26 protein-coding genes are annotated in these 26,120 nt (G+C 72.6%); 9 read left to right on the top strand and 17 right to left on the bottom strand.

Features of this window, described 5'->3' with window-relative positions; translation table 11 throughout:
* Positions 1 to 4: 4 nt before the first annotated feature.
* A complete protein-coding gene (locus tag AB0903_RS11900) occupies positions 5 to 505 on the bottom strand; it encodes a DUF5949 family protein (RefSeq protein WP_366701598.1) in 501 nt (166 codons plus the stop codon).
* A gap of 112 nt (positions 506 to 617) precedes the next feature.
* Positions 618 to 1,133: a DUF4352 domain-containing protein gene (locus AB0903_RS11895; RefSeq protein ID WP_366701596.1), complete on the bottom strand. Its 516-nt coding sequence runs from the start codon at positions 1,131 to 1,133 to the stop codon at positions 618 to 620.
* Positions 1,134 to 1,330: 197 nt separating this feature from the next.
* Between AB0903_RS11895 and AB0903_RS11890 the strand changes: the two genes are divergently transcribed.
* Positions 1,331 to 1,597, top strand: coding sequence for a hypothetical protein (locus tag AB0903_RS11890; protein WP_366701594.1), 267 nt, complete (start codon positions 1,331 to 1,333; stop codon positions 1,595 to 1,597).
* A gap of 13 nt (positions 1,598 to 1,610) precedes the next feature.
* Here AB0903_RS11890 and AB0903_RS11885 read toward each other — a convergent pair whose 3' ends face one another.
* The gene (locus tag AB0903_RS11885) at positions 1,611 to 2,810 is read right to left on the bottom strand and encodes an NAD(P)-binding domain-containing protein (protein ID WP_366701592.1); all 1,200 of its coding nucleotides are present in this window, start codon (positions 2,808 to 2,810) and stop codon (positions 1,611 to 1,613) included.
* Positions 2,792 to 4,096 carry an ATP-grasp domain-containing protein gene (locus AB0903_RS11880; RefSeq protein ID WP_366701590.1) on the bottom strand — a complete coding sequence of 435 codons (1,305 nt, stop codon included), beginning with the start codon at positions 4,094 to 4,096 and terminating at the stop codon, positions 2,792 to 2,794. The genes AB0903_RS11885 and AB0903_RS11880 overlap by 19 nt, the downstream gene beginning before the upstream one ends.
* A 137-nt stretch (positions 4,097 to 4,233) precedes the next feature.
* On the opposite strand from AB0903_RS11880, the gene AB0903_RS11875 reads away from it, so the two are divergent.
* On the top strand, positions 4,234 to 5,517 hold the full coding sequence (locus tag AB0903_RS11875) for a glycosyl hydrolase (protein WP_366701588.1): 1,284 nt from the start codon (positions 4,234 to 4,236) through the stop codon (positions 5,515 to 5,517).
* Positions 5,518 to 5,567: 50 nt separating this feature from the next.
* Here AB0903_RS11875 and AB0903_RS11870 read toward each other — a convergent pair whose 3' ends face one another.
* Genes AB0903_RS11870 through AB0903_RS11830 form a run of 9 tightly spaced genes read right to left on the bottom strand, consistent with a single transcriptional unit; the run spans position 5,568 to position 16,449 of the window.
* Positions 5,568 to 6,722 (bottom strand): GNAT family N-acetyltransferase, encoded by a 1,155-nt coding sequence (locus AB0903_RS11870; protein WP_366701586.1) that lies wholly within the window; start codon positions 6,720 to 6,722, stop codon positions 5,568 to 5,570.
* Positions 6,719 to 7,390, bottom strand: a complete 672-nt coding sequence (locus AB0903_RS11865) for a lipopolysaccharide biosynthesis protein (RefSeq protein ID WP_366701584.1) — start codon at positions 7,388 to 7,390, stop codon at positions 6,719 to 6,721. Before AB0903_RS11865 ends, AB0903_RS11870 begins: the two co-directional genes overlap by 4 nt.
* Positions 7,387 to 8,529: a glycosyltransferase gene (locus tag AB0903_RS11860; protein WP_366701582.1), complete on the bottom strand. Its 1,143-nt coding sequence runs from the start codon at positions 8,527 to 8,529 to the stop codon at positions 7,387 to 7,389. The genes AB0903_RS11865 and AB0903_RS11860 overlap by 4 nt, the downstream gene beginning before the upstream one ends.
* Positions 8,526 to 9,308 (bottom strand): polysaccharide deacetylase family protein, encoded by a 783-nt coding sequence (locus tag AB0903_RS11855; protein WP_366701580.1) that lies wholly within the window; start codon positions 9,306 to 9,308, stop codon positions 8,526 to 8,528. Before AB0903_RS11855 ends, AB0903_RS11860 begins: the two co-directional genes overlap by 4 nt.
* Positions 9,298 to 11,298: a lipid II flippase MurJ gene (locus AB0903_RS11850; RefSeq protein ID WP_366701578.1), complete on the bottom strand. Its 2,001-nt coding sequence runs from the start codon at positions 11,296 to 11,298 to the stop codon at positions 9,298 to 9,300. The genes AB0903_RS11855 and AB0903_RS11850 overlap by 11 nt, the downstream gene beginning before the upstream one ends.
* Positions 11,295 to 12,626, bottom strand: a complete 1,332-nt coding sequence (locus AB0903_RS11845) for an O-antigen ligase family protein (RefSeq protein WP_366701576.1) — start codon at positions 12,624 to 12,626, stop codon at positions 11,295 to 11,297. The genes AB0903_RS11850 and AB0903_RS11845 overlap by 4 nt, the downstream gene beginning before the upstream one ends.
* Positions 12,627 to 12,628: 2 nt before the next feature.
* The gene (locus tag AB0903_RS11840; protein ID WP_366701574.1) at positions 12,629 to 14,104 is read right to left on the bottom strand and encodes an exopolysaccharide biosynthesis polyprenyl glycosylphosphotransferase; all 1,476 of its coding nucleotides are present in this window, start codon (positions 14,102 to 14,104) and stop codon (positions 12,629 to 12,631) included.
* Positions 14,101 to 15,282: a glycosyltransferase family 4 protein gene (locus AB0903_RS11835; RefSeq protein WP_366701572.1), complete on the bottom strand. Its 1,182-nt coding sequence runs from the start codon at positions 15,280 to 15,282 to the stop codon at positions 14,101 to 14,103. Before AB0903_RS11835 ends, AB0903_RS11840 begins: the two co-directional genes overlap by 4 nt.
* Positions 15,283 to 15,330: 48 nt before the next feature.
* The gene (locus AB0903_RS11830) at positions 15,331 to 16,449 is read right to left on the bottom strand and encodes a DUF3344 domain-containing protein (protein ID WP_366701570.1); all 1,119 of its coding nucleotides are present in this window, start codon (positions 16,447 to 16,449) and stop codon (positions 15,331 to 15,333) included.
* A 351-nt stretch (positions 16,450 to 16,800) separates the two neighbouring features.
* On the opposite strand from AB0903_RS11830, the gene AB0903_RS11825 reads away from it, so the two are divergent.
* Both AB0903_RS11825 and AB0903_RS11820 read left to right on the top strand, forming a co-directional pair.
* Complete coding sequence (locus AB0903_RS11825) at positions 16,801 to 17,097, top strand: hypothetical protein (RefSeq protein WP_366701568.1); 297 nt, start codon at positions 16,801 to 16,803, stop codon at positions 17,095 to 17,097.
* 202 nt (positions 17,098 to 17,299) lie between these two features.
* Positions 17,300 to 17,710 (top strand): rodlin, encoded by a 411-nt coding sequence (locus tag AB0903_RS11820; RefSeq protein ID WP_366701566.1) that lies wholly within the window; start codon positions 17,300 to 17,302, stop codon positions 17,708 to 17,710.
* 84 nt (positions 17,711 to 17,794) lie between these two features.
* On the opposite strand, the gene AB0903_RS11815 is transcribed toward AB0903_RS11820, so the two are convergent.
* Positions 17,795 to 18,427, bottom strand: coding sequence for a vitamin K epoxide reductase family protein (locus AB0903_RS11815; RefSeq protein ID WP_366701564.1), 633 nt, complete (start codon positions 18,425 to 18,427; stop codon positions 17,795 to 17,797).
* Positions 18,428 to 18,593: 166 nt separating this feature from the next.
* On the opposite strand from AB0903_RS11815, the gene AB0903_RS11810 reads away from it, so the two are divergent.
* Positions 18,594 to 19,004, top strand: a complete 411-nt coding sequence (locus tag AB0903_RS11810) for a rodlin (RefSeq protein ID WP_366701562.1) — start codon at positions 18,594 to 18,596, stop codon at positions 19,002 to 19,004.
* 334 nt (positions 19,005 to 19,338) lie between these two features.
* The gene (locus AB0903_RS11805) at positions 19,339 to 19,572 is read left to right on the top strand and encodes a chaplin (protein WP_366701560.1); all 234 of its coding nucleotides are present in this window, start codon (positions 19,339 to 19,341) and stop codon (positions 19,570 to 19,572) included.
* Positions 19,573 to 19,740: 168 nt separating this feature from the next.
* On the opposite strand, the gene AB0903_RS11800 is transcribed toward AB0903_RS11805, so the two are convergent.
* Positions 19,741 to 20,538 (bottom strand): putative protein N(5)-glutamine methyltransferase, encoded by a 798-nt coding sequence (locus tag AB0903_RS11800; RefSeq protein WP_366701558.1) that lies wholly within the window; start codon positions 20,536 to 20,538, stop codon positions 19,741 to 19,743.
* A 361-nt stretch (positions 20,539 to 20,899) separates the two neighbouring features.
* On the opposite strand from AB0903_RS11800, the gene AB0903_RS11795 reads away from it, so the two are divergent.
* On the top strand, positions 20,900 to 22,111 hold the full coding sequence (locus tag AB0903_RS11795) for a pyridoxal phosphate-dependent aminotransferase (protein ID WP_366701556.1): 1,212 nt from the start codon (positions 20,900 to 20,902) through the stop codon (positions 22,109 to 22,111).
* A gap of 91 nt (positions 22,112 to 22,202) precedes the next feature.
* Positions 22,203 to 22,589: a hypothetical protein gene (locus AB0903_RS11790; RefSeq protein WP_366701554.1), complete on the top strand. Its 387-nt coding sequence runs from the start codon at positions 22,203 to 22,205 to the stop codon at positions 22,587 to 22,589.
* Between the two features lie 64 nt (positions 22,590 to 22,653).
* On the opposite strand, the gene AB0903_RS11785 is transcribed toward AB0903_RS11790, so the two are convergent.
* Positions 22,654 to 23,157: a hypothetical protein gene (locus AB0903_RS11785; RefSeq protein ID WP_366701552.1), complete on the bottom strand. Its 504-nt coding sequence runs from the start codon at positions 23,155 to 23,157 to the stop codon at positions 22,654 to 22,656.
* 235 nt (positions 23,158 to 23,392) lie between these two features.
* Positions 23,393 to 25,225 (bottom strand): phosphoenolpyruvate carboxykinase (GTP), encoded by a 1,833-nt coding sequence (locus AB0903_RS11780; RefSeq protein WP_366701550.1) that lies wholly within the window; start codon positions 25,223 to 25,225, stop codon positions 23,393 to 23,395.
* Between the two features lie 207 nt (positions 25,226 to 25,432).
* Between AB0903_RS11780 and AB0903_RS11775 the strand changes: the two genes are divergently transcribed.
* Complete coding sequence (locus AB0903_RS11775; RefSeq protein ID WP_366701548.1) at positions 25,433 to 26,110, top strand: hemolysin III family protein; 678 nt, start codon at positions 25,433 to 25,435, stop codon at positions 26,108 to 26,110.
* Positions 26,111 to 26,120: the final 10 nt, after the last annotated feature.

Below are 26,120 nucleotides of genomic sequence, written 5' to 3'. Positions count from 1 at the left end.
GGACTCAGCGGCGCAGCTGCGACACCGGCAGCAGGACGTGGGCGGAGGTGGTGAGCGTCGTCTCGTCACCGAGGAAGGACTGGAACGCCTCGTCGGTGACGGGCTCGCCCGGCTTGCCCTCGGGCCACGGGCGGCTGGCGATCATGAAGTGCGCATGGCCGCGCTTCTCCACGGCGGCCAGCCACTCGGGCGGCGCGGGGCACTGGGCGTTGAGGTAGGGCATGTTGACGACGGCCTGGCCGGCCTCGACCAGCAGCTGGATGGGGTGCGCGCCGTCGCGGGTGTGGTCGTGCATCTCGTCGCCGACGGTGAGTCCGAGCTCATCGATCATCGCGAGGGCGGCCTCCTCCCCCGCCTCAGGGCCTTCGCTGCCGTCGCCGAGGGAGTAGGTGAGCAGGTAGGGGGTGTCGTGCCCCTGTGCGGGGTCGCCGGTCCAGGCAAGCAGGGAGAGGGTGCCCAGCCGGCTCCGGTTCGCGGCGGCTTGGGGGGTGTTCGCTGTGGTCATGGCTCGGCACCCTAGTGGCGCTCCGGCCTGCCCCCGTGCCTCGTTCACCTGGACGGGGGAACCGGGCCGCAAACTGCCGCCGCGGGTGCGCGGCGGCCCGGCAGCGGGGGGTTCAGAGCCGCCAGCTGCGTTCCTCCGTGCCGACCGTGCAGTGCAGCCGTACGGCACGGGCACCGAACGGCACCTCGAAGACCAGCCAGCCGGTGCTGTGTTCGCCGACCGGGAGCGTTCCTTCCGCCGCCAGGGAAAGGCCGGTGGTGATCTCCCCCGAGCGGACTGCCGGGTGACGCCCGCCTCCGTCGTCGACGACCCATGCCTCGGTCAGCGGGGAGGTGTGGGCGGTGCCCCCGATGTTGGCGAGGGTGACCTCGGCGCCGACCCACCGGTGGCCGGCCGCCGGCCGCGGCGTGGCTTCGACGGCCACGGCGGGGTCGACGAAGCCGTGCAGGGTGATCCGCAGATGCTCGCCGAGCCGGGGGCCGCCGATGTCGGCGCCGTCCCCGTAGCCGGCCGGCGCGGCGGGGGCGCGGGCCGTGCCGCGCGGACCGGACACCGGCTCCGGGCCGGGCGTGGTGCCCTGGCACGCGGTGAGGCTCATGAGCAGGGCCGGCAGCAGTACGGTCGCCATGTGTCGCATTGATCCTCTTTTCCGCACCCGTTGATGCGTATTTTCGGGTCGGCGGCGGTCGGCGGGCCGCGGCACGCCCCATGCCGTACGGGTGAATCTCACCGCCGCGGGTGACCGGCTCGAAAGGCCGTTCCTTCCGTCCCCCACCGCCGCTCCCCGGCAGTGACTTCCGGTCCCCGGCGCGCGTTGGCGATCGTATGGCAGGAATCTCCGCGCCCGCCCGGTGGCAGCGCGTCCAGACGAGCACGGACCCGGCGGCCGCACCCCCCGGGTGCAGCCCCATCTACGACCAGTTGGCGCGCGAGTGGGCGGCCGCGGGCCGGACCATGCCGGGCCGGCCGGACGGGGAGTGGACCCGGCTGAGCCTCTTCCCGTCCCCGCCTCCCCCACCGGGCGCCGGGGGCGCGGCCGGACGGCCCGCGTCTCCCCGGCGGGGCTGGCTCTACGACCGGCACTCGGTCTGAGGTCCCCGGCGCGTCACCGGCGCAGCCGCCGCCGCACCCCGTCGACGAGCCGCGCGGCGGCGAACCCCGTCCCGTACACGAACCGCATGGCGGGGCCGAACGACGGGGCGGTCAGCAGCCCCGCGAAGAACAGGCCCGGACAGCTGGACTCGAGGCACGCGGTCAGCGCCGGCGCCCGGCTGGTGCCGGTCCTCCTGAGCGCCTGTCTGACGCCGGGCTCGAGCAGGCGCAGCCGGTCCAGGTCGGGAGTGAAGCCGGTCGCCGCGACGACATGGCCGGTGTCGAGGGTGCGGGTGCCGCCGTCGGGTGTGTCCAGCTCCAGCCGGACCCGGCCGTCCGGGCGCACGGAGGCGCCGTGCAGGCTGTGGCCGAGCAGTTCGGGGACCCGCTGCTCGTAGCGCTCCCGCAGCCACCACGCGCCGGCCGGTCCGAGGGCGCCGTCGGTGAGGCGTTCACGCAGGCCCGCCGGGAGCCGGCCGACCGCGCCGGGCAACCGCGACCACGCCCAGGTGGTCCAGCCGCTGCCCAGCCCGCTGAGCGGGGTGCGCAGTGCGCTGAGCCCCCCGCGCTGCTGGGGCACAGGCACGGTGTTCCACCTGAGCCGGTCCGCACGGGCCACCAGTCGCGGTCTCGCCCCGTGCTCGGCGAGCAGCGTCGCCGTCTCCAGGGCGGCCTGGCCGGCGCCGATCACGGTGACGTCCAGGTCGCCGAATCCGCCCGGGTCCCGGTCGCCGCTACTGTGCGAGCAGAGCTCGGGGGGCAGTCCCGCGAGCGGCCCGGGGATGCGCCGGAAGGGCATGACACCCACGGCGAGCGCCACGGCACGGGCCTCGATGCCGTCGCCCTCCGCGGTCTCTACGCGGAAGCAGCCGGCGGCCGGGCTCACGCGGGTGACGGTCTGTTCGTGGACGGGCGGAGCCGCGTGCTCGGCGAACCACATCCCGTACTCGGCGAAGGTGCCGATCGGGAGGGGCCGGCCGTGCGCCGCCTCGAACCCGCGGACGGCCGCGTAGTCGCCGAGGGTGTACTTGGCCGCGGGGTCGGACAGGTCGGAGGCCCACGGCTCCGACTTCAGGTACATGCCCTCGGGCATGTGGTCCCGCCAGGACGCCATGGTTCTGCCGTACACCCGCAGGCTCATCCCGGCCGCTGCGGCATGGGCCGCGACGGACAGCCCGTACGGGCCGGCGCCGATCACTGCCAAGTCGTACATGACGCGGTTCTCGCTCCCTCTGTGTCGGCCTCCGGTGCGGCCGGTGGAGGCGCGGGCCGCCGCCGTGGCAGCGGTCGCACCCGGTCGGTGCCCTTGACCAGTCCGCGCCGCAGCCAGGCGGCGGTCATGGCCAGGAACGGCAGGACGTCGTCGCCCGCGAACCAGGCGGTCTCGACGCCGCGCCGGGCGGCGCGGGACCGCCTCTGCGGCGGCCTCCGGGGGCCGGCGAGCGCCGACAGCAGCGCGTAGTTCTCCGCGACGAAGACCCGTCCCGGCCGACCGGGAGCCGACGGCACCGGCCGGCCGGTGAGGTCCAGGTAGAGGGACCGCACGACGTCGAGCCCGCACTCGTCGGTGAACAGCCGGAACTGCGCGCCCGGCCGCGGGTTGACGTCGAGGAGGCGGTACGCGCCGCCTGCCGGGTCCCGCCGGAAGTCCAGGTCGAGGACGCCCCGGTAGCCGGACTGCGCGACCAGCCTCAGGGCAGCGCCCCGCACCTCGTCGTTGTGCTGCCAGCGGCCCTTCGCGGTCAGCCCGGCCTCCGGTGGCCAGGCGAGCTCCTTGCGGCCGGTGCCGCCGAGCAGACAGAGCGAGGCACGGGAGAAGTAGCCGTGGAAGAACCAGTCGGAGTGCGGCCCGTCGGGCAGATGCCGCTGGAGCAGCAACCGGCTGCCGGCCTCTCCGCTGCGCCGGAACAGCCGCTCCGCCTCTGCCGGTGAGGTCACCAGGCTGGTACTGCGCAGCCCCGTCCGCGGGTCCAGCAGCCACGGCCTGCTCCACTTGGCGATCAGCGGCAGCCCGAGCCGCCGTACCGCCGCGGCCGCCTCTGCGGCGCTGCCGGGCACGATCGTCTCGGGGTGCGCGATACCGGCTCTGGCGCACAGCCGCACCAGTTCTTCCTTGTCGGCGAGGGCGGCCGTGGCGTCGGCGGCCTGCTCGGGGAAGACGAAGCGGGAGGCGAGGCGCGGTGCTTGGGCGGCGATGCTGAGGGCGCTGAGGTCGTCCATCGCGATCAGTACGGCGCGTCTGCCGATCCGCTCCGAGACGCCGAGCAGCAACTCGACGAAGGCGTCGGGGCAGAGGTCGCCGGGTGGCCGGACGTGGGCCCGGTGCAGGTAGCGGGACCGGGTCACCGGACTGCGGGCCGATTCGACGACGGCGTGGACCTCCACCCCCGCCCGCCCCAGCGATCTGACGGCGCCCAACGTGCCGTGGTGAAACGGGTTCCGGTCCAGCCGGAGCACCACGGCGGGTACGTCCGGACCGGTGGTCGGCATTCGAGTCATTTCTTTCACCTGGATGGTCCTGACTGGAGCGCATCAATTCGCTAATGGCCCACTGACGCCTCCTCAGGCCGACCATTCGTAGGACTTTCTGCCTACGGTCGAGCCATCCCTGAACGGGCCGTACAGAGGAGGAATTCATGCCACCACGGCATCGTTTCATCCGCGCGGGCATCGGGTCGGTTACTGCCGGTCTCCTTGTCGCCGGCGCGATGTCCGGAACGGCGGGTGCGGCACCCGCCGACAACGACAGTCCCGACGCTCCGGGCGACTCGTCAGTCGCCGTCGGTGCGTATCTCCACTACGGCCCGCCCGGAGTCGAGCGCATGGCCGAGCTCTCCCGCTGGCTGGGGGGCCGGGAGCTGAGGGTCGCTCACACGTATCTCCCCGGTGACCGGTGGGCCAACATCGAGGGCCAGGTCGACTTCCTGCGCCCGTGGGCCGACTGGCGGCGCGGGGCGGCCGACCGGCTGTTCGTGCTCAACGTCCCGATGCTGGAGCGCAGCGAGGCGCGGTTGCCCGACGCGGCGGTCCGGGCGCTGCTGCGCGCCGGCGCCGAGGGCGGTTTCGACAAGCACTTCAGGACTCTGGCGCAGCGCCTGGTCGATCTCGGCGCCACCGACACGGTGATCGTCCTCGGCTGGGAGATGAACGGCACGACGTACACGCACCGTTGCGCGCCGGACCCCGAGGCGTGGAAAGAGTACTGGAACCGTATCGTCACGGCCATGCGTTCCGTCCCGGGGCAGGAGTTCCGATTCGACTTCGCTCCGAATCGCGGTCTGGACGCCATTCCCTGGACCGAGTGCTATCCCGGCGACGACGTGGTGGACATCATCGGGATGGACTCGTACGACCAGCCTCCGGGCGGGACGTTCGACGAACAGGTGAATGCTCCGTACGGATTGCGGGCGCAGGTCGAGTTCGCCGCGGCTCACGACAAGGCGATCTCGTATCCGGAATGGGGGCTTTTCCGGAACGGTGACAATCCCGAGTACATGCGCCGCATGCTCGAGTGGATCGACCGTCACCAGCCGCTCTACCAGACGATCACAGACTACTGCCCGCACGGGGTGTGGCAGTGCGAGGACAACCCGGAGTCCTCGAAAGTGTTCCGCTCGAAAATGTTCGCGAAGCCGGACCCGGCACAACCCGACCCGACGGCGCCGGACCCGACCGACCTCGGCCCCACGGCGCCGGACCCGATCGAGCCGAGCCCTTCGGAGCCGGCGCCGGCGCAGCCCGAGCCGCCGGCCGGCACCGACCCGCCGGTGCCTCCCCCGTCCCCGCTGCCCGGCGACGTGCTGATGAACGACGTCGAGTGGTGCGTCCCCATGAATCTCGGCGACTGGGTCACCCAGTGGGTCGGCGACCAGCAGACCTGCGTCCGGTTCCCCTGGCCGGCGGGCCTGCCGGGGTTCTGAGCGCGGACAGCGGGCCAAAGCGGCGGGGCGCACGGTCGCCCGGGAGCCCGTCAGGGCCTCGCGGCGGCCGCCCGCCGCCCGTTCAGCCGGTCCCGCCACTCACGTGCGGCCGGCAGCCGCTCCCGTACGGTCTCCGCGGCCCGGTCGCGCAGCCGGGCGCGCGCCTCGTGGAGCCGCAGCAGCGGTTCCAGCGCGGGATGGGACATCAGCAGCCGCTGGTTGGTGACGGTTTCCGGGCGCCAGTGGTTCTTGTACGGCTCCGCCCCGCGCAGCAGGCTCAGCACACCGCGGCCTGCGTCGGCGGCCCGCCGCGCGTCCTGCCGCATCAGCATGGCCACCACATCGACCTTCCGCTCCCTCAACCCGGGGTCGGCCCCGTACAGGTAGCCGCCCGCCAGGTGAGGGGAGCACAGGGTCAGAGCGGCCGCGACGACCTCCCCGTCCATCCGGTACACGGTCAACGCGGCCTCGCCGCGGCGGGCCATCGCCTTGGTGGCGCGCACGAGATGAGCGGCGAACCGGGGTCTGAGGTGCTCCGGGTTGACCCCGCGCCCGCGCCACTGCAGCTCGTGCAGCCGCAGCAGATGGGCCACGGCATCGGCCACTTCGGGCTCCGGCACGGTGTGCGCCTCGATCCTCAAAGCGTCGATCTTGCGCAGCTTGGCCCGCACGCGCTGCGCCCGTGCCCGGGCCATCCGCTTGGCGAGCTCCTCGACCGGCGCGGCCGGCAGCTCCATGCAGACCGAGTCGGTGAGGCGGGCGCGGGCTCCCTTCCAGGTCTCGTAGAGCCGCTCCGCCGCCGCTCCCGGCCGTACCTCGCGCAGGTCGACGACCGCATGGCGCGCGGCCCTGGCGAGGCCGCGTTCCAACGCGGAGACCGCCGTGCGCGGATGGCCGCCGTCGACCAGGACGTCACCGTAGTCGGAGATGCCGCAGCCGACGGGGACGAGCAGCGGCATGGGGCCGTGCGCCAGCATCAGCGGCGCGGCGGCGATCAGCCGGCCGTCGAGGCGTACGAGTACGACGCGCAGCCGGCCCCGCGTCCCGTAGGACCGCCACCACGAGTGGAGCCAGGCATGGCTCTGGAACGGGGTGGCGGTGGCGCAGTCGCCGTGCAGCCGGTTCCACTCCGGGCCCAGGGCGGCGAAGAGCTCCGGGTCGCGGCAGAGCGTGACGCGGACGCCTCTCCTCTCCGTGGACGTCACACCAACTCCCGTTCGCCCGCCGGCTCGGGGTGCCGCGCGGGTGCGGGTACGCCGCCCGGGGTGACGTCGTTCGTGCGGCGCGGCCGTACGAGCAGCACCAGCCCGCCGAGCAGCCCGCCGGCGCAGCCGCCGACGGCGGCGCTCAGCGCGGCGGGCAGGGACACCGGCTCGTCCGGGGTGATGGCCTGGGAGAAGAGGGTCAGTGAGACACCCGTGTCCTTGGACACCTGGTTGCTGCTCACGAAGACGGCGTCGGCGACCGCGTTGGCGATGTCGGCGGCCTCCGCGGGCCGGCTCGACGTGCCGGTGATCGCGATCATGGGCGAGTCGGGCGAGGTCTCCGTCTCGACCCGGGTGCGCAGTTCACGTGCCGGTACGCCGGCCGCGACCCGCGCGTACGAGAGGGTCGAGTCGCTGGTCGCGATCCGGCCGTACGCCTGGGCGAAGCCGAGCGCCGCGGCCGGGTCGGAGTCCTTGGCGGGCACGGCGACGACGTAGCTGGTGGCCGCGTACTCGGGCGCCTTGAGCAGCCCGTAGGAGACGCCGCAGACCGTGCCGAGCAGGGCGCAGAGCGGCAGCGGCCACCAGACGGGCAGGCGGCTGGTCCTGGTGAGGAGGAGGCGGAACCGGCCGGGGGCGGCGGGCTTCTGTGCGGGCGACTCGGTCATGGAAGTGTTCTCCGGGTGGGGTGGGCGGGGACGGACGGCGGCCGGGTGGTGTCGAGGGCGTGCGCGTAGACGTCCATGAGGAGGCGGCCGCTGCGCGCGATGTCGTAGTGCCCGACGGCGCGGGGCGGCGGCAGCCGGTGCGTGCCCGAGGCCGCCGCGGAGCGCAGGGCGGCGGCGAGTTCGGGCGCGCCACCGTCGTGCAGCCGGGTGGCGCCCGGCGCGTCGTCGGGGGGCAGGTCGTCGACGGCGGGGCAGGTGCTGTGCAGTACGGGCAGCCCGGCCGCGAGCGCCTCCACGACGGCGAGCCCGAACGCCTCGTCGCGGGAGGCCGACACGAAGACGTCCAGCGCGGACAGCAGCGCCGCGACGCCGTCCCGGTCGCACTCGCCGAGCAGCCGGACGCGGTCGGCCGCCCCGAGCCGCTTCGCCAGGGCGCACAGCGCTGCCCGCTCCGGGCCGTCGCCGGCGAGCAGCAGCCGGGCACCGGGCAGCGCGGCGACCGCCTCGACGAGGACGCCGAAGCGTTTGCCGGGGACGAACCGGCCCACGCCGCCCACGACGAACGCACCGTCGGGGACGCCCAGCCGGGCGCGGGTGGCCCGGCGGGCGGCCGGGTCGAACCGGAACCGGGCCGCCTCGATGCCGTTCGGCACGACGTGGATGCGGGGGCCGGGGACGCCCCAGGCCCGCAGCCGCCCGGCCACGGTGTCCGAGACGGCGACGGTCGCGGCGCCGAGCCGTTCCGTGGCCAGGTACAGCGCGCGGGTCCACGGGGTGAGCGGCCGCCCCTCGATCTCGTCGGCGCCCAGCGAGTGCTCCGTGGCGACGGCCACCGGCACCCCGGCCAGTCGCGCGGCGGTCCGCCCGTAGACGCAGGCACGGTAGAGGTGCGTGTGGACCAGGTCGTAGCGGCCGCGCCGGATGAAGCGGACCAGGCGCGGCAGAGCGGTGACGTCCGTGTTGCCGCGCATGCCGAGGTGGGTGACGGGCACCCCGTCGGCGCGCAGCCCCTCGGCGACCGGACCGGGCGCGGTCAGCGTCAGCACGTCGCACCGGGCGGGCAGGTGCCTCAGCAGCAGGCGCAGTTGCTGCTCCGCGCCGCCGACGCCGAGACCGGTGATGACGTGCAGCACCTTCATCGGGCATCGCCTCCGACGCCGACGGCGGACACGGGCGCCAGAGCCGGATGGCGCCGCGCCCGGTGCCGCAGCCGCTTCACCCACAGCCGCGCGCCCCGGTCGGCGTGGCTGATGTGGGTGCGGGGCAGGGCGTACGAGCCGGCCCGCGCACCGGGGGCGATGGCGCAGGCGTACGCGTATCCGGCGCGACGCACGGCGTCGGCGGCGCGCCGGTCGAAGGTGCCGTACGGGTAGCAGAACCCGACGGGGGCACTGCCCGTCAGCTCGCCCAGCAGTTCGCGGCTGCGGACCGTCTCCTCGTGCAGTACGTCGTCGGGGCGGCCGACCAGGTCGCGGTGGAGCAGGCCGTGCGAGGCGATCTCCGTGCCGGCGTGCGCCGCGGCCCGGATCTGCCGGGCGGTGAGCAGTGGACGCCGTGGCCCCTTCGGGTCCCACTCGTTGCTGCCGCCGAGCTGGCCGGGAAGCACGAACAGGGTGGCCGAGCAGCCGTGCCGGCGCAGGACCGGGAGGGCGGCTTCGGTGAAGTCGGCGTAGCCGTCGTCGAAGGTCAGGCCCACCAGCCCGGCGGCCCGGCCCTCGGCCTGGGCCCGCAGCAGGCGGGCCACGCCGACGCCCCGCAGCCCCCGCGCGCGCAGCCAGCCGAGGTGCAGGTCGAGCCGGTCGGGCCCGACGGTGATGCCGTACGGATCGTCGGAGGGGTCGCCCACGGCGTGGTACATCCAGATCCACGGCAGGGTGAACTCCCCGGCGACCGGTGGCATTGCGGTATCAGTGGACATGACGCAACCTCCGTCGGGCGAGAGCCAGCAGATGGACGGCTTCGGGGGCACGCAGGGCGCGGGCGGTGAGCAGGAAGACGGCGGGTACGAGCAGGCAGCCCGCCGCCAGGCTCTGCGCCGGCCCCCCGGTCGTCGGCCCGGCGAGCAGCCCGGCGGCCGTCGCGGCGGCGGCGGCCACCACGAGCCGCCCGATGCGGATGACGACGGAACGCACCTGGATGGCGACGATCCGGGACCCGAGGCCGCGCAGCAGGAGCAGCGCGGTGGTGCTGATACCGGCGGCGTTCGCGGCCGCGATGCCGTGCACTCCCCACGGGCCGACGGCGGCCGCGCCGGCCGCGGTGGTGACCGCGAGCCCCGCGGCCATGGCGGCCGCGGGGAACCAGGTGGGCCGGCCGGAGGAGAAGAACGGCCGGCCCAGCGCGCTGACGAGGCAGTGGCCGAGGAGCCCGGCCGCGTACACACGCATGACCGCGGCAGTGGTCACGGTGTCCTGCGCGTCGAACGCGCCACGCTGGAACAGCACTTCGATGATCTGCGGCGCGTAGCCGATGACGATCGCGGTGCCGAGCAGCACCGTCGCCCCGGCCAGTGCGAGGTCCTGCTCGACCCGGCGGCGGGCGCGCTCCCGGTCACCCTCCGCCATGGCCGTGGCGACGACGGGGAACGTCACCGTGCAGACCATCAGCGACAGCACCATCGGCATCTGCGCGACCTTCTGCGCGTAGTTGAGATGGGAGATCGCTCCGGCGGGGAGCGGGGCGGCGAGGAAGCGTTCGACCAGGACCTGGGACTGACGGCCGACCGCGAAGAGCACGACCGGGGCGAGGACCGCCGCGCCGAGCAGTGGCGGCTTCGAAAGCGGTCGGCGTACGAGCGGAAGCAGCGTCATGCGGCGTGCGACCGCCGGGAGTTGGACGGCGACCATGAGCAGCCCGCCGACGGCGACACCGGCGGCGGCGGCGCGCACGCCCCACGCGGAGTGCAGGGCGAGGGTCGTGCCGATGATGCCGGTGTTGTAGGCGGCGTAGACGCTCGCCGGGCGGACGAAGCTGCCGTGGGCGCGCAGGCCCGCGCTGAAGTAGCCGGTGACGCCGAAGGTGAGGACGGTCAGCGCGGTCAGCCGGGTGCAGTCCACGGCGAGCTGCGGATCGCCGAACCCGGGCGCGAGGACCCGCACGACGAGCGGCGCGCCGATCAGCAGCGCCCCGGCCACGCAGGTGAGCACGGCGAAGAGCCGTGGGAAGGTGGCGGACATCAGCTCCCATACGGGATCGCCGGCGCCTTCCTCCCCGCCCGCCGCCCGCCGCGCGAGGGCGAGGCTGAAGGCGGGTACGAGCAGCAGGGCCATCGCGTCCTCGATGAGGAGCGTGGAGGCCATCTCCGGAACGGTCCAGGCGATGAGGAACGCGTCGCTCTCGACCCCCGCCCCGAAGAGATGCGCGATCGTCTGGTCCCGCACCAGCCCGAGCACCGCCCCGGCCACGGTCAACCCCGCAGTGACGGCGGCGGCCCTGACGAGAAACCGTCCGAGCCGGGGGGGTGTGTGCGCGACCTGCGCGGGGGCCGCGTGCCGCGCGGAGGACCCGACCGGGACGGCCGGACCGGGGCCGGGGGCCGGGGGGCGGCCCGCCGCAGAGTCGGCGTGCCGCCCGTCGACCACGGCGGCCGGACCGGGACCTGCGGTGTCCACCGCCGACCGGGACGTTCCGGCACGCACCGCGGGCGCCTCCCGACCACCGGCGTACGCCGAAGCGGCATGCCGCACGGCCTGGGCGGTCGCCGGGGCGGCGTGCCGCGCGCGGGGGGTGGCACGCCCGGCCGGGGCGGGGGCGTCCGGCGAGCGGGGGGACGTCACGGCCGCGTGCCGACCCCGGTGTTTGGGCATGGCGGCGTGGCGGCGCAGCGCGTGGAGGCCGGCCCGGAGCGCCGCGATCCACCCGGGGCCCCGGTCCACGTGCCGGGCACGGCCCCCTCCGGCGCCAGTCACGCGACCTTCCTGCCGAGCGCCCACCACGCCGTCAGGCCGATCACCACCCCGGTCAGCACGGTCGACGGGCCGCCGATGTCCGCGTAGAGGAAGTCGACGGTCTGCCAGAGCATCAGGCCGACGGCCACGAGCCCGCAGTCCACGGCGCGCTCCGCGCCGCCGGCGCCGCCCGCGCGGACGAGGCGGCGCACCCCCAGGACCAGGAGCGCGGCCAGGCTGCCGGCGAACGCGGTCAGGCCGATCAGGCCCTGTTCGCCCAGGACCAGCAGATACATGTTGTGCGGGGACAGCAGCGGCTGCTTCTCGAACGCCCGGCCCGCACCCGCCGTGTCGCTGCCGGACGAGAGCCCGATCGACGCGTGACCGTCGCGGTGCGCGGGGAAGCCCTTGAGGCCGACCCCCGCGGCCGGCTCCTCGCGCCACATCCCGGCCGCCGCGGCCCACATGGCGTACCGGTCGCCGACCGACCGGTCCGGCGCGTGGGTGACCCGGGTGATGCTGCCGACCCGCTCGGAGATCATCTCGGAGCCGATACCGAGACCGCCGACGAGCACGACACCGAGTGCCGCCACGGCGGCCAGGACCCGGACCGCCCGCCGCAGTCCGGTCAGGGCCGTCACCGCGACGGCGGCGAGCGACGTGGCGATCCACGAGCCGCGGCTGAACGAGAGGGCCAGCGGCACGACGAGCGCGGCCGCCGCGGCGGCCGCGCACGGCTTCAGCCAGACGGGCGCGTCGGGCGGGGTCCGCAGGGCGAGCGCGAGCGCGGCGAGCAGCCCGTACGAGACGACGGTCGCCATCCCCATGACGTCCGTCGGGCCGAACGTCCCGACGGCGCGGATGTCCTCGCCCATGTACGACGCGCCGGTGCCGGTGGCGTACTGGTAGGTGCCGATCGCGCCCTGAGCGAGGGCGAGCAGGACGAGCCAGCCCGCGACGACCCGGAAGTCGCGGGCGTCGCGCAGGAGCAGCACGACGGCGACCGGCACCAGGACGAAGACCTGGAGGTAGCGCACGAAGCCGGGCACCGCGCCCTGCGGGTCGGCGGCGGTGAGCGTGGCGACCGCGAAGCCGACGACGGGCAGGCCGAAGACGACCGCGGCGGCGGGCGTCAACGGCCGGGACCCGCGGCGCAGTACCTCCGCGGTGCACCAGACCACCAGGACCGCGGAGGCGATGTCCGCCCAGGCGACGGTGCCGGTGTCGCCGCTCGCCGCAGGCAGCGGCGCGGCCGGCAGCAGCACGGTCGCGACGAGGGGCAGCAGGCGCAGCAGGCGCAGCGTCGGCACACGCCGGCCCGGCGTGGCGGTCCAGGTGGCGGCGGTCATGCTCAGCTGCCCCCCAGCCTGAACAGTGAGGCGGCGGTGCGCGCCAGGATGCACACGTCCTGCCACAGCGACCAGGTCTCGATGTAGTGGTTGTCGAAGCGGGCGCGTTCCTCGATGGAGGTGTCCCCGCGCAGACCGTGGATCTGGGCCAGCCCGGTGATGCCGGCGGGCATCCGGTGCCGGTCCTGGTAGCCGGGGTGTTCGTGGCTGAACTTGGCGACGAAGTAGGGCCGTTCGGGTCTCGGACCGACGAGGCTCATGTCGCCGCGCAGCACGTTCCACAGCTGCGGAAGTTCGTCGAGCGACGTGCGGCGCAGCAGGCTGCCGGTGATGCTCATCCGCCGGTCCATGGCCACGCTCCAGCGGGTCGCGGACTCATGCTCGTCGGCGGGGCTGACAGTGCGGAACTTCAGCAGGACGAACGGCCGTCCGTCGAGGCCGACGCGTTCCTGCCGGAAGATGACACCGGGCCCGTCGCAGATCCGGACGGCGAGCGCGCAGGCCGCCAGAAGAGGCGCGGCGGCGACGAGGGCGAGGGCGGCGAGGCAGAGGTCCATGGCCCGCTTCCCGGCGAGGGCGATCGGGGTGCGTGCAGCATCGAGGTGGCGTACGGAGAAGCCCCACAGGTGGTCGCCGCCGCGACGCGCGGCGCGCGCGGCCGGTGTGGCGTCGACCAGCCAGACGCGGCAGCCGTGCCGCTCGAACAGTTCGAGCAGCGCTGCGCCCTCCGGGCCGGGCTCGGGCGGCTGGGTGAGGACGGCGTGGTTCACGGCGTTCTGGATGACCGCGCGGCTGACGTCGTGCGTCCCGGTGAGCACGGGCAGCGCAGCCGGTACCGTTTCGGCCCGACGGTCCGGGTCGACCTGTCCCACGGGCCGCATCCCGTACTCGGGGTGGTCGTACAGGGCCGCGGTGACCTGCTGGGCGAGCGGCCCGTGGCCCACGACCAGCGCCGAACGCGGTCGGCGCGCGGCCGCGAGGCGCCGGCCGCGGTGGACGGCCGCCCGCCCGGCGCAGGCGAGCAGCGCGTGCCCCGCGGCCGCGAGGGCCGGGGCTGCCGGGCCTGCCGCGTAACGGCCGTCGAGGGCGACGAGGGCCTCGGCGACGGCGTACCACTGGAGCAGCAGGAGCCCGTAGAGCGTCGGGAGTTCGGCGAGGGCGGAGGGCGACAGCCGGCGCCGGTAGAGGCCGCACCGGGTGTGCAGAACGGCCTGGAGCAGCACGAGCGGCACTACGGCGATCAGCGGCGGTGGGGCCTGTGACCACAGCACGGCGGGTGCGGCGAGGACGGTGCCGACCGCGGCGAGGGCGTCGGCCGCGAACAGTACGGTGGCACGCTCGCGCCGTGCGGCGGCGCGGTGCGCGCCCGCCGCGGGGCGACGGCCGGACACCCGGCGGGGCGGGTGGATCGAGGGAGCAGAGCGGCGGGTGACCGTCGCCTGGGCGGTGCGGGGCGCAGGAGCACTGTCCGTCGTCATCGTTCGGTGCGCTTCCTCGTCATGGGTCGGTACGTGCTGAGCAGTTCCTGGTAGAGGCCGAGAACGGCCGCCGCGGTGCCGCGCACGTCGGATGTGGCCCGGATGTGTTCCTCGGCCCGGCGGCCCAGGTCGCGGCGGAGCTCCGGCCGCGTGAGCAGCCGGACGAGCGCAGCGGCGAGCGCGTGCGGGTCCTCCGGCGGGACCAGCGCGTAAGGCTCCTGGCCGGGCGGCAGGCTCTCCCTGGCACCGCTGACGTCGCTGACCACGACGGGCAGCCCGCAGGCCATCGCCTCGAGCGGGGCGAGCGCCATGCCTTCCCAGCGCGACGGGAGCACGGCCGCGTCCGCGGCGTGCAGCCACGGCCGGGTGTCCGCGCGGTCGCCGGCGAAGAGCACGCCCGGCGGTGCGCCGCGCCGCAGCTCCGTCCCGTCCGGCCCGTCGCCGACCAGCACCAGCCGGGCGCCGGGGACCGCTGCCGTCACGGCGGGCCAGGCCCGCAGGAGCACGTCCTGGCCCTTCTGCCGGCAGAGCCTGCCGACGCAGACGGCGAGGGGCGTGTCCGCCGGTACGCGGAACGGCTCGGGCAGCGACGAGCGGGCCGCGGCCCGGCCGCCGCCGGTGGGGGCGGTGAAGTGGGCGAGGTCGATGCCGTTGCGGATCACCGACCAGTGGGCCCGGATGCCGGCCGCCTCCCCGGCGCGGCGCTCGCTCTCGCTGACGCACAGGGTGCGGGTGCTCCAGCGGGTGCCGTACCGCTCCCAGGTCAGGGCCAGTTCGGCGGTGCTGCCCTTTACGGCGTCGAACGACCAGGCGTGCGGCTGGAAGACCGTCGGCACCCGGCCGCGTACCGCGAGCCGTCCGGCGAGACCGGCCTTGGCGCTGTGCGCGTGCACGACGTGCGGTCCGCTGTCGCGGATCAGCCGGGCCGCGGTACGTACCTCCGCGGCGAGCCGCGGCCCTGGCGCCCGGTCGGCCGGCCAGGGGTGCACGACGGCACCGGCCTGTGCCGCAAGGCCCGGCAGCCGGCCCTGCGGGGGGCACGCGACGACGGGGCGGATGCCCGCCCGGACCTGTTGCGTGACAAGGTCGGTGACGACTCGTGCGACTCCGCCGTCCACCGGCTGAACCAGGTGGAACACCGTGAGTCGGCTCTTCTCAGTCCGGTTTCTTTGCAGCACGTGCGGCCTTCTTCGAGCGCGGTGGACTGTAGATGCGTAAATCGGCGATCAGCGGCGCGCGTCGGCCTGGAGAAAGAGGACCCCGAGGAAATGACCGCGTTTCCCGGCGCCGAACCGGAAGGTCAGGGAATCGGCTCCGCCCGCCAGTGCGGGGCCGATGTCGAACAGGTCGGAGTCGTAGCCGAGGGTGTTGACGTGGGCGGGCCGCCGTCCGCTCACTGTCGTGCCGAGGTCGGTGATGGTCGAATTCATCACGTCGTCCGCCGGATTGGCGGAGTCGGTGAGTGCGAGGGGTTTTCCGCCGCCGGCCCGTACACCGGCCGAGTCGCCGTGTGCGGCGCCGTCGCCGTGTGCGGCGCGGTCGCCGTTGTAGGCGACGAGCCCGGCGTACCCGGAGGCGCCCGGCCGGATCCGCAGGCCGGTGAGTGTCAGCGAGTGGTCCGGACGGCCGGGACCGAGGGTCTCGAAGCCGTCTCTGATGGAGAGTTCGCGCAGCGGTTCGTCGTCCTTCTCGTACGCGACGACCAGTGTCCAGCCGCCCCAGGCGCCTGCTTCGGAGTGGCCCCTCGCCACGTTGATCTGGGCGACGGTCCAGTATCCGGAGCCGCTGCGGCGCACCAGGGGTGTGAGGTCGGCGGATGCCTGGTAGGCGTCGCTGCCGTCCGTGTCGCGGTGCGCGATCCGGGTGTCCGCCACCACCTCCTTGTACTCGCCGCCCGGTTCCGCGACCAGGATGCGGCCGTTGTCCTTCGGGGGTTTCTGCTCCCCGACCCGGAGGTTGCCGCCCCAGTACAGGCGGGCGTAGCGCACGCGGGAGTCGGCGGGGAGGGCGAGCAGCGCTCGGCTCGAGTTGTAGGTGTTGGGGTCGTCGTCGAGGTCGACGTAGAACATGTCGTAGTCGCCGTTGACGCCTTGTGCGCCCCGCCGGACCGCGGAACAGGGAGTGGCGGTGGAGGTCTCCGGCGTACGGCAGGTGACGGCGGAGTTCGCGGCCCGGACGATTCCGCCGTGGTGCACCGCGTGATAGCGCTCGGTGAACGGGATCCGAGGTGCTTCCGGGGGCGTGGGGGCCGGGGCCGCCGCGGCCATGAGAGAAGCTGCCGAAAACGCCGTGCAGAGCAGTGCTGCCAGGACGCCTCGCGCAGCGAAGCCCGGCGACTTCGGCATGGGTGGCTCTCCATTTGCGATCAAGTCGACAAAACAGGAGTGCACTTTGTCAGAAAGCTAGCTGGAAATCACGCAGGACGCGCACATGGAGCCATCTGGAGGCCATCTCATTTGCCTTGCATACGACCCTTTCACGCTGGCGCGACAGTAAGAGCGAAGAGAACGGGAACAATCCATCGAGTGATTCAGCAAAACCCTTTCGCCGCTCGCTCGTTGAGAGCCCACCGGCGGCCCGGCTTGGCGTCGCCCGGCCTGACGGAGAAAGGCGGGGATCCGGGGTTTCCCCGACGACGACGGCTCGTTACTCCTGTCGACGGCGGAGAACACCGCCGGGGAAAGGGATTCGAAAAGATGAAGTACTCGAAGGCTGCTGCGATCGTTGCGGGCTCCGTGGCGGCGCTGGGGGCGACTTCTCCCGCCTTCGCCGCCGACTCGGCGAACATGCCGCCCATGAGCCTCACCGCCGGCATCGCCGAAGTGGCGTCTTCGCTCCCGCAGATGGATTCGGCCGAGGCGGGCTCCGCGGTGAACGAGGTGGCGGGCAGCGCGGTCGAGCTGAACAACCTGCGGGGCAACGCACCGGAGAAGGTGCTGAAGACGGCCGGTTCGCTGACGCCGATGCTGGGCGGCCTCTCGCTGGGCGGCTGACCGGCCGGACGGCAGCGGCGGCAGACCGGGGCAGCCCCGTCGGCGACCTGCGGCGGGGCCGCCCCGCATGCCGTCCCCCGGCCACGGCAACCGGTGCTTCCGGGACAGGGCCGTTGGAGTGAACCGGGAGAACCAAACCCCGAGGCGGGCGGTTGTCCAGGGAGCTCCAACGGCGGGCATCCATGCAACAGAAGGACAGAAAATGCTGAAGAAGGTTACGGCCACGGCAGCGCTGGCGCTCTCCGTGGCGGCCGCCGGCGCGGCCATGGCGCCGCAGGCTATGGCCCTCGGCAACGACGGCGGCACCAACTCGCTGAGCGGCAACGGCGCCACGCAGAGCTACGGCAACTCCGCCACGCACGGCGACATGAGCCCGCAGATGAGCCTGGTCCAGGGCTCGCTCAACAAGCCCTGCATCGGCCTGCCGATCAAGGGCAACGTCCAGAGCATCGTCGGCCTCGTCAACATCGGCGTCCAGGACATCCCGGTCCTGTCGGCCCCGCAGAACCAGCAGTGCGTCGAGAACTCCACCCAGGCCAAGGGCGACGAGCCGCTGTCGCACATCCTCAACGACATCCCGATCCTGTCGGGCAACGGCTCGGCGATCGACTAGTCGCGCCCGCACGTCAAGGACCCCGGCGGCCATCGGCCGCCGGGGTCCTCCGTTTCGCCCTCCGGGTCTCACCCTCCGGCCGGGTCACGCCGTCCAGAAGTCCCACCAGCGGGTCAGGATCAGCATGCCGATCACACCGGTGTGCAGCACGGGCGGCACCCAGGTGAACTCGTCGAGGAAGCCGCGCAGCCAGGCCGGGGCGGGCAGCAGACCCTGGCGGACGTTGTGCGAGGTCACGTACCAGAACATGAAGATCGTGGCGACCCAGGCCAGCGAGCACCACAGGCACAGCGCGTTGATCTCGTACAGCGACTGGTACTGCAGCCAGGTGCAGAAGCCCACGCCGAAGAGACAGCCGGCGTTCAGGCCGAGCCAGTACGCCCGTCCGAAGCGGGCGCCGGACAGCAGAGCCGTGCCGATGCCGATCACCACCGGGTACGTCGCCAGGCCGAGCATCGGGTTGGGGAAGCCGAAGGCCGCCGCCTGGGCGCTCTCCATGACGCTGCCGCACGACACCACGGGGTTGAGGCTGCAGCCAGGTTTGAATCCCGGATCCTCCGCCAGCTTGATCTTGTCGAGGGTGATCACCCACGCCGACAGCAGTCCCGCCGCACCCGTGACCACGAGCAGCCATGCGAGGGACCGGCTGCCGCCGACCCCCTCCCTGACGGCCTGTCGCCGGCCCTTCTCCTCGGCGGACACCGACCCGGTCGCCATAATTGTCATATTGAATTCACCGATCGATTGGCTTACAGGGTCGCCAATTGTGCACCAGCCGGCCACCCGTTACGGCATTCGGGTGAACGACCGGAACCAAACTGGGCCTGCGCAGTTGATCAGGCTGCTCCGCGTTCGAGCGTTCATAGCGAAAAGGGACAAGTAAGTGATCAAGAAGATTCTGACGACGGCCATGGTCACCGCATCGATGGCGGGCGCGGGTGCGATGATGGCCCCCCAGGCTCTGGCTCTCGGCAACGACGGCGGCACCAACTCCGCGAGCGGCAACTTCGCCTCGCAGGAGTACGGCAACTCCGCCACCTACGGCGACATGAGCCCGCAGATGAGCCTCATCCAGGGCTCGCTGAACAAGCCCTGCATCGGCCTCCCGGCCAAGGCCAACGTCCAGAGCGTCGTCGGCCTCCTGAACATCGGCGTCCAGGACATCCCGATCCTGTCGGCCCCGCAGAACCAGCAGTGCGTCGAGAACTCCACCCAGGCCAAGGGTGACGAGCCGCTGTCGCACATCCTCAGCGACATCCCGGTCCTGTCGGGCAACGGCTCCGCCATCGACTAGCCGTCGTCGCGCCCTCCCCGGCCCCGCCCCCGAGCGCATCCCGCGCCCGGGGGCGGCGTCGTGCGCGGGGCGTGTCGGCGCGTGCGCGGCGGCATGTCGGCGCGGAAATGCAAATCGGCAGTCAGACAATGGAATTCTTCCACGCAATCCGCACCACGGTTCGAAGAATGACTCGTGAGGCATACGAGTGACTTTTCGAACTGCCCGTCTCCGAACGGGTTCCCGGCGGGAATCATCTCGTCACTCGTTCCGCAGAGGGGCATGCCCGGAAATCGTCCGGCGGCGTAGCGCGAAGGTCGTGTCTGCGCATGGCGCCACTGCTGAAAGGATCGAAATGAAGCACATGAAGGCCGCAGCCGTTGCGGCAGGCATCGTCATGGCCCTGGGCAGCGCCGCGCCTGCCATGGCCGACGCGGGTGCCAACGGTGCCGCCGTCGGCTCCCCGGGCGTCCTGTCCGGGAACGTCATCCAGGTCCCGGTCCACGTCCCGGTCAACGTCTGTGGCAACTCCATCAACGTCATCGGTCTGCTCAACCCGGCGGCGGGCAACGCCTGCGTCAACGCCTGATCGGTCCGGAAGGGCCCCGGAGAGCGACTCGCTCGCTCCCGGGGCCCTTCCATGCGTGCGTGCGCCGCGCAGACGGCGACGCGCGGGATTCGCGGCACAGGACGCGCGGGGATCGCGGCACAGGACGCGCGGGGATCGCGGCTCAACGGGATCACGCGGCCCCGCTGTTCAGCCGTCGTCCGGCCTCGTCCCGATCACGACGGTCGCGTCCCGCTCCTCGCAGACGGCCACCCGGGCACCGAGGCCGTGGCCGGTGAACGCGGCCTCGGTCCGCGGCGCCTGCCGCCCGCTCGTCTCGATGAGCAGCGCACCGCCGGGCGCGAGCCAACGCCGGGCCTGCGCGGTCACCCGCCGCTGGATGTCGAGCCCGTCCGCACCGCCGTCCAGGGCCACCAGCGGCTCGTGGTCGCGGGCCTCGGGGGGCAGCAGCCCGATCTCGCCGCTCGGTACGTACGGGGCGTTGGCGATGAGCACGTCGACGCGGCCGGCCAGCCGGCCGGGCAGCGGCGCGTAGAGGTCCCCCTCGTAGACCCGCCCGCCGACCGGCTCGACGTTGCGGCGGGCGCAGCGCACGGCGGCCGGCTCGATGTCGGCGGCGTGCAGTTCACCGGCCCCGAGGGTGTGGAGCACCGCCGCGCCCAGCGCTCCTGAACCGCAGCACAGGTCGACGACGACGGGGCGGGGCGGGGCGAGCGCCAGGGCCCGGTCGACGAGGAACTCGCTGCGGCGGCGGGGTACGAAGACACCGGGATCGACGGCCATCCGCCGGCCGTGGAACTCGGCCCAGCCGAGTACATGCTCCAGGGGAAGGCCGATCACGCGCCGCTCGACCATGGCGGCGAGTTCGCCGCGGTCGCGGGCGGCGGAGACCAGCAGGACCGCCTCGTCCTCCGCGAAGACACAGCCTGCCGAACGCAGGGCGGAGACGACGGCGGAGTGGGGTGGGTACAGCTCGGAGACCGACATGAAAGCCTTTCGGGGCACCAACGAGGGCGCCCTCGCGGTCACCTAGGCCAGGTGGACCGCTCGGCTGTGGGATGAGGGCACCCAGCCTGCTGTCGCGGGAATGGGTCTCACCTCCTCGGTCGCGAAGGCACTGCCCCGGATCACCGGGAGCACTGCTCGGGCGAGCAACAGTACCGCACGTGACGAGGGCAACACCCGCCCGGGCCACGGCCGGTTTCGCAGGCGGCCGGTGCTCCTCGCTGCGGTTTCCAAGGGGTCGGGGCGCCGCCACCCCGGAAAGCACAAAGCGGACATTCACCCTGCGCCCCGCGCGGCCCGAAAAGCGGAGCGATCATCCCGACGCGCCCGTAAGCTCACGGGCATGCAGGTGATCCAGTCCACGAAGCTCGCAAACGTCTGTTACGAAATCCGGGGCCCGGTCCTCGAGGAGGCGATGCGGCTGGAGGCAGCAGGTCATCGCATCCTCAAGCTGAACACCGGCAACCCGGCGGCCTTCGGCTTCGAGTCCCCGCCGGAGATCCTCGAGGACATGCTCCGCAACCTCAGCACCGCCCATGGGTACGGGGACGCGAAGGGGCTGCTGTCGGCGCGGCGGGCGGTGATGCAGCACTACCAGACGAAGGGCATCGAGCTCGACGTCGAGGACGTCTATCTCGGCAACGGCGTCTCCGAGCTGATCCAGATGTCGATGCAGGCACTGCTCGACGACGGCGACGAGGTCCTCGTACCGGCCCCGGACTACCCCCTGTGGACGGCGTCCGTCTCTCTGTCGGGCGGCACGGCCGTGCACTACCGGTGCGACGAGCAGTCCGACTGGATGCCCGACCTGGCGGACATCGAGCGCAAGATCACCGACCGCACCAAGGCGATCGTGATCATCAACCCGAACAACCCGACCGGCGCCGTTTACGACGACGAGATGCTGCGCAGCCTCACCGAGATCGCCCGGCGGCACAATCTGGTGGTCTGCTCGGACGAGATCTACGACAAGATCCTGTACGACGGCGCCACGCACACCCCCACCGCCGCGATCGCCCCCGACCTGATGGTCCTCACCTTCAACGGGCTGTCCAAGAACTACCGGGTGGCCGGATACCGCTCCGGCTGGATGGCGGTCTGCGGCCCCAAGGCGCACGCGTCCTCCTACATCGAGGGCCTGACGATCCTGGCCAACATGCGCCTGTGCGCGAACATGCCCTCGCAGCACGCGGTGGCCACCGCGCTGGGCGGCCGGCAGTCGATCGAGGACCTGGTGCTGCCGGGCGGGCGGATCCTGGAGCAGCGCGATGTCGCGTACGACCTGCTGACGCAGATCCCCGGCGTGACCTGTGTGAAGCCGAAGGGGGCGCTGTATCTGTTCCCGCGGCTCGACCCCAAGGTCTACAAGATCAAGGACGACCGGCAGATGGTGCTGGACCTCCTGCGGGCCGAGAAGATCATGGTCGTGCACGGCACGGGCTTCAACTGGCCGGAGCCCGACCACTTCCGGATCGTGACGTTGCCGACGACGAAGGACCTGGCGGACGCCGTGACGCGGATCGGGACGTTCCTTGACGGATACGGGCAGCCGTAGGCGCCGCACACGAGCCACTCCCGACCGGGCTCAACTTTAGACTGAATCCAATGTAGGATGGTCTCCTGACCGTGAGCAGGAGGCCATCCCCATGTACGAGCCGATCCGCACCAAGTCGGTCCACTCGATGGCCGACGAGGCGCAGTACCCTCACCGCTCCCGCGAAGAAGAACTGGACATCCAGCTCGCGGGCCACCTCGCCGCGCTGCTGGCCGTGACCGACGAGCTCGGGCTCGACCAGGCGGCACAGGCCATCGCCGAGCAGGTCTCCAGGCTGCGCGGCGCCCCGCCCGCCCGACACGCGGGCCTCAGCGGCGCCGACCCGGCCACCCTGCACCGGCGTGCCCACGCCCTCGCCGGCCGCGCCCTCGTCGTCGCCGCCTCGCGTGCCGACACCGCCGCCGCGATCCTGTCCGCGGAGCGGATGGACGCCCACACCGCCGCGCTGGGGAACCAGCAACTGGTCGGCGCCCCCTGAACGGCCTCGGTCCGCGGCCGGGGAGGCCGCGGACCGGGTGCCACCTACGAGCGCAGCCGCCGGATCAGGCGCCCACCCGCTTCCGGCCGCCGAGCCCGCTCCGTGCGAACTCCAGATTGCGGGTCACGCGATCACGCTGGTCCTCGGGCAACTTGCCGCCTTCGAGCAGCCGTTCGCAGCACTGTTCCGACTCCTCGTACTCCCCGACCCAGTAGCCCGCGATGGCGAGTTCGTCGAGCGCTCGCCACGCGTACCAGTCGCGCTCGACGAACAGGATGTCGTCCGGGTACGGGATGCGCGCCGCCTGCTTCGCGAACAGGTGGGCGAGCGCCCGGCGTCGACCGTTCACACGGCCGTGGCGGGCGAGACTGGCGAGGGCCTCGGCGTGCGAGGGGCGGCCTTCGTGTACACGAAGGAACCGGTCCATCTCTTCGCCCGGCGGACGGTCCAGACCCACGGCGAGGCGGGCGGCGTTGGCCGCCGACGCCTCGCTGGGCCGTGCGCAGGTCGTCTCCACGTACGGCATGGTGTGCAGGTCGTCGCCGCCGTACGACACCGTGTGCGGCACATCGCGCGGGTCCGGGGCCGGTCTCGGACGGTTGACGTCCCGTCGGTCCCGACCGGGGCGGACGACGGGTCCCGGTGCCGAGCCGTCTGCCGGCTCAAGACGACGCGCCGGAACTCGGGGCACCGTGCGGCCCCCGGAGCCCGAGGGGGCTCCGGGGGCCGTGTTCACGTGGCGGATCGTTCGTGATTCCACAGGTCAGGGCGGATGTCGGGCGGCCCGCCACGAGCCGGGCGGGTCAGCCGAGACGCGACACCAGCGCGCGGTACTCGTCCCACAGCTCCTTGGGCGTGTGGTCGCCGAAGGTGTTGAGGTGCTCGGGGACCAGAGCGGCCTCCTCGCGCCAGACCTCGGCGTCGACCTTGAGCAGGAAGTCGAGGTCCTCGGCCGGCAGGTCCAGGTCCTCGGTGTCGAGCGCGTCCCGCGTCGGCACGATGCCGATCGGGGTCTCCACTCCCTCGGCCTTGCCCTCGAGGCGCTCCACGATCCACTTCAGGACGCGGCTGTTCTCGCCGAAGCCCGGCCAGACGAACTTGCCCGCGTCGTTCTTGCGGAACCAGTTGACGTAGTAGATCTTGGGCAGCTTGGCGGCGTCACCCTTGGCTGCCGCGGCGGCGCCGACCTTGATCCAGTGGCCCATGTAGTCGCCCATGTTGTAGCCGCAGAACGGCAGCATGGCGAACGGGTCGCGGCGCAGTTCGCCGACCTTGCCCTCGGCGGCGGCGGTCTTCTCGGAGGCGACGTTCGCGCCGAGGAAGACACCGTGGTTCCAGTCGAAGGACTCGGTCACCAGCGGGACGGCGGAGGCGCGGCGGCCGCCGAAGAGGATCGCCGAGATGGGCACGCCCTTCGGGTCCTCCCACTCGGGCGCGATGATCGGGCACTGCGAGGCGGGCACGGTGAAGCGGGCGTTGGGGTGGGCGGCCGGGGTCTCGGAATCCGGCGTCCAGTCGTTGCCCTTCCAGTCCGTGAGGTGCTTGGGCGACTCCTCGGTCATGCCCTCCCACCAGATGTCGCCGTCGTCGGTGAGCGCGACGTTGGTGAAGACGGCGTTGCCCCAGAGGGTCTTCATGGCATTGGCGTTGGTGTGCTCGCCGGTGCCGGGCGCGACGCCGAAGAAGCCGGCCTCGGGGTTGATCGCGTAGAGCCGGCCGTCCTCGCCGAAACGCATCCAGGCGATGTCGTCGCCGATGGTCTCGACCGTCCAGCCGGAGATCGTGGGCTCCAGCATGGCCAGGTTGGTCTTGCCGCAGGCCGACGGGAAGGCGGCGGCGACGTATTTCGACTCGCCCTGCGGCGGGGTGAGCTTGAGGATCAGCATGTGCTCGGCGAGCCAGCCCTCGTCACGGGCCATGACAGAGGCGATACGCAGCGCGTAGCACTTCTTGCCGAGCAGGGCGTTGCCGCCGTAGCCGGAGCCGTAGGACCAGATCTCACGGGTCTCGGGGAAGTGCGAGATGTACTTGGTGGAGTTGCACGGCCACGGGACGTCCTCCTGGCCTTCCTCCAGCGGCGCACCCAGCGTGTGGACGGCCTTGACGAAGAAGCCGTCGGTGCCGAGCTCGTCGAGGACGGACTGCCCCATGCGGGTCATGGTGCGCATGGAGACGGCGACGTACGCGGAGTCGGTGATCTCGACGCCGATGGCGGACAGCGAAGAGCCGAGCGGGCCCATGCAGAAGGGCACGACGTACATCGTGCGGCCCTTCATCGAGCCGCGGAAGATGCCCTTCTCGCCCGCGAAGACATCCTTCATCTCCGCCGGGGCCTTCCAGTGGTTCGTGGGGCCGGCGTCCTCTTCCTTCTCGGAGCAGATGAAGGTGCGGTCCTCCACGCGGGCGACGTCGGTGGGGTCGGAGGCGGCGTAGTACGAGTTGGGGCGCTTGATCGGGTCCAGTTTCTTGAACGTGCCCTTGGCCACCAGCTCCTCGGCCAGCCGCTCGTACTCGGCTTCCGAGCCGTCACACCAGACGATGGCGTCCGGCTGCGTGATGGCAGCGATCTCATCGACCCAGGAGATCAGCTCCTGGTGCTGGGTGGGGACGCTGGGAGCCGCGATGTCGCGCGCCACGATCGCTCCTAAATGAGGGGTTCTGTTGGTTTGTGCCCCGTGGGGGCTGCGACCCGGATGCTTCGTACCTACTTTTGGCTGGCGCTCATCCGGTGCCGACCGCACTCATCTGATCATCGATGGCGAATGCCCATATGTCCAGAGCCCCTCTCACGTGAGCATGGCCACTCCCCCAGCCCCCTGCGGTCGCGTAGATAGCATGCGGACATGGATGCAGCCACACCCGAAGTGACCGAGATCGACCCGCCCCCGGTGAAGCCGAGGATGCGCGGCTGGTTGCACGCGGGCATGTTCCCCGCCGTGGTGATCGCCGGAATCGTCCTCACGGCGCGCGCAGACTCTACCCGCGCCAAGGTCGCGTGCGGCATCTACGTCCTGACCGCGTGCCTGCTCTTCGGCGTGAGCGCGCTCTACCACCGCGGCGACTGGGGACCACGCGCCACGGCGGTGCTCCGCCGGCTGGACCACGCCAACATCTTCCTGATCATCGCCGGCACCTACACCCCGCTCACGCTGCTCCTGCTCCCCGACTCCACCGGGCGCGTACTGCTGTGGGCGGTCTGGGGGGCGGCGGTCGCGGGCATCGCCTTCCGGGTCCTCTGGGTCGGCGCCCCCCGCTGGCTCTACACGCCCTGCTACATCGCCATGGGCTGGGCCGCCGTGTTCTTCCTGCCCGACTTCATGCGCGAGGGCGGCATCGCGGTACTGGTCCTGGTGATAGTCGGCGGCCTGCTCTACAGCGCGGGCGGCGTGATCTACGGACTGCAGCGCCCGAATCCGTCACCCCGCTGGTTCGGCTTCCACGAGGTGTTCCACTCCCTGACGCTCGCGGCGTTCATCGTGCACTACGTCGGGATCTCCCTGGTGGCGTACCAGCACTCCTGAGGCGGCACCC

Source organism: Streptomyces sp. NPDC048389 (assembly GCF_040706335.1).
GTDB lineage: Bacteria > Actinomycetota > Actinomycetes > Streptomycetales > Streptomycetaceae > Streptomyces.
The sequence above is the reverse complement of the archived record's forward strand: the minus strand, read 5'-3'. Positions and strand labels throughout refer to the sequence as shown.

What these genes read in the sequence shown, in the direction of transcription:
- AB0903_RS11890 (WP_366701594.1), top strand. Translation starts at nt 1,331, where the DNA reads ATGGCAGGAATCTCCGCGCCCGCCCGGTGGCAGCGCGTCCAGACGAGC.
- AB0903_RS11795 (WP_366701556.1), top strand. Translation starts at nt 20,900, where the DNA reads ATGCAGGTGATCCAGTCCACGAAGCTCGCAAACGTCTGTTACGAAATC.
- AB0903_RS11825 (WP_366701568.1), top strand. Translation starts at nt 16,801, where the DNA reads ATGAAGTACTCGAAGGCTGCTGCGATCGTTGCGGGCTCCGTGGCGGCG.
- AB0903_RS11820 (WP_366701566.1), top strand. Translation starts at nt 17,300, where the DNA reads ATGCTGAAGAAGGTTACGGCCACGGCAGCGCTGGCGCTCTCCGTGGCG.
- AB0903_RS11880 (WP_366701590.1), bottom strand. Translation starts at nt 4,096, where the DNA reads ATGACTCGAATGCCGACCACCGGTCCGGACGTACCCGCCGTGGTGCTC.
- AB0903_RS11830 (WP_366701570.1), bottom strand. Translation starts at nt 16,449, where the DNA reads ATGCCGAAGTCGCCGGGCTTCGCTGCGCGAGGCGTCCTGGCAGCACTG.
- AB0903_RS11875 (WP_366701588.1), top strand. Translation starts at nt 4,234, where the DNA reads ATGCCACCACGGCATCGTTTCATCCGCGCGGGCATCGGGTCGGTTACT.
- AB0903_RS11900 (WP_366701598.1), bottom strand. Translation starts at nt 505, where the DNA reads ATGACCACAGCGAACACCCCCCAAGCCGCCGCGAACCGGAGCCGGCTG.
- AB0903_RS11885 (WP_366701592.1), bottom strand. Translation starts at nt 2,810, where the DNA reads ATGTACGACTTGGCAGTGATCGGCGCCGGCCCGTACGGGCTGTCCGTC.
- AB0903_RS11860 (WP_366701582.1), bottom strand. Translation starts at nt 8,529, where the DNA reads ATGAAGGTGCTGCACGTCATCACCGGTCTCGGCGTCGGCGGCGCGGAG.
- AB0903_RS11865 (WP_366701584.1), bottom strand. Translation starts at nt 7,390, where the DNA reads ATGACCGAGTCGCCCGCACAGAAGCCCGCCGCCCCCGGCCGGTTCCGC.
- AB0903_RS11790 (WP_366701554.1), top strand. Translation starts at nt 22,203, where the DNA reads ATGTACGAGCCGATCCGCACCAAGTCGGTCCACTCGATGGCCGACGAG.
- AB0903_RS11775 (WP_366701548.1), top strand. Translation starts at nt 25,433, where the DNA reads ATGGATGCAGCCACACCCGAAGTGACCGAGATCGACCCGCCCCCGGTG.
- AB0903_RS11855 (WP_366701580.1), bottom strand. Translation starts at nt 9,308, where the DNA reads ATGTCCACTGATACCGCAATGCCACCGGTCGCCGGGGAGTTCACCCTG.
- AB0903_RS11815 (WP_366701564.1), bottom strand. Translation starts at nt 18,427, where the DNA reads ATGGCGACCGGGTCGGTGTCCGCCGAGGAGAAGGGCCGGCGACAGGCC.
- AB0903_RS11805 (WP_366701560.1), top strand. Translation starts at nt 19,339, where the DNA reads ATGAAGCACATGAAGGCCGCAGCCGTTGCGGCAGGCATCGTCATGGCC.
- AB0903_RS11840 (WP_366701574.1), bottom strand. Translation starts at nt 14,104, where the DNA reads ATGACGACGGACAGTGCTCCTGCGCCCCGCACCGCCCAGGCGACGGTC.
- AB0903_RS11800 (WP_366701558.1), bottom strand. Translation starts at nt 20,538, where the DNA reads ATGTCGGTCTCCGAGCTGTACCCACCCCACTCCGCCGTCGTCTCCGCC.
- AB0903_RS11845 (WP_366701576.1), bottom strand. Translation starts at nt 12,626, where the DNA reads ATGACCGCCGCCACCTGGACCGCCACGCCGGGCCGGCGTGTGCCGACG.
- AB0903_RS11895 (WP_366701596.1), bottom strand. Translation starts at nt 1,133, where the DNA reads ATGGCGACCGTACTGCTGCCGGCCCTGCTCATGAGCCTCACCGCGTGC.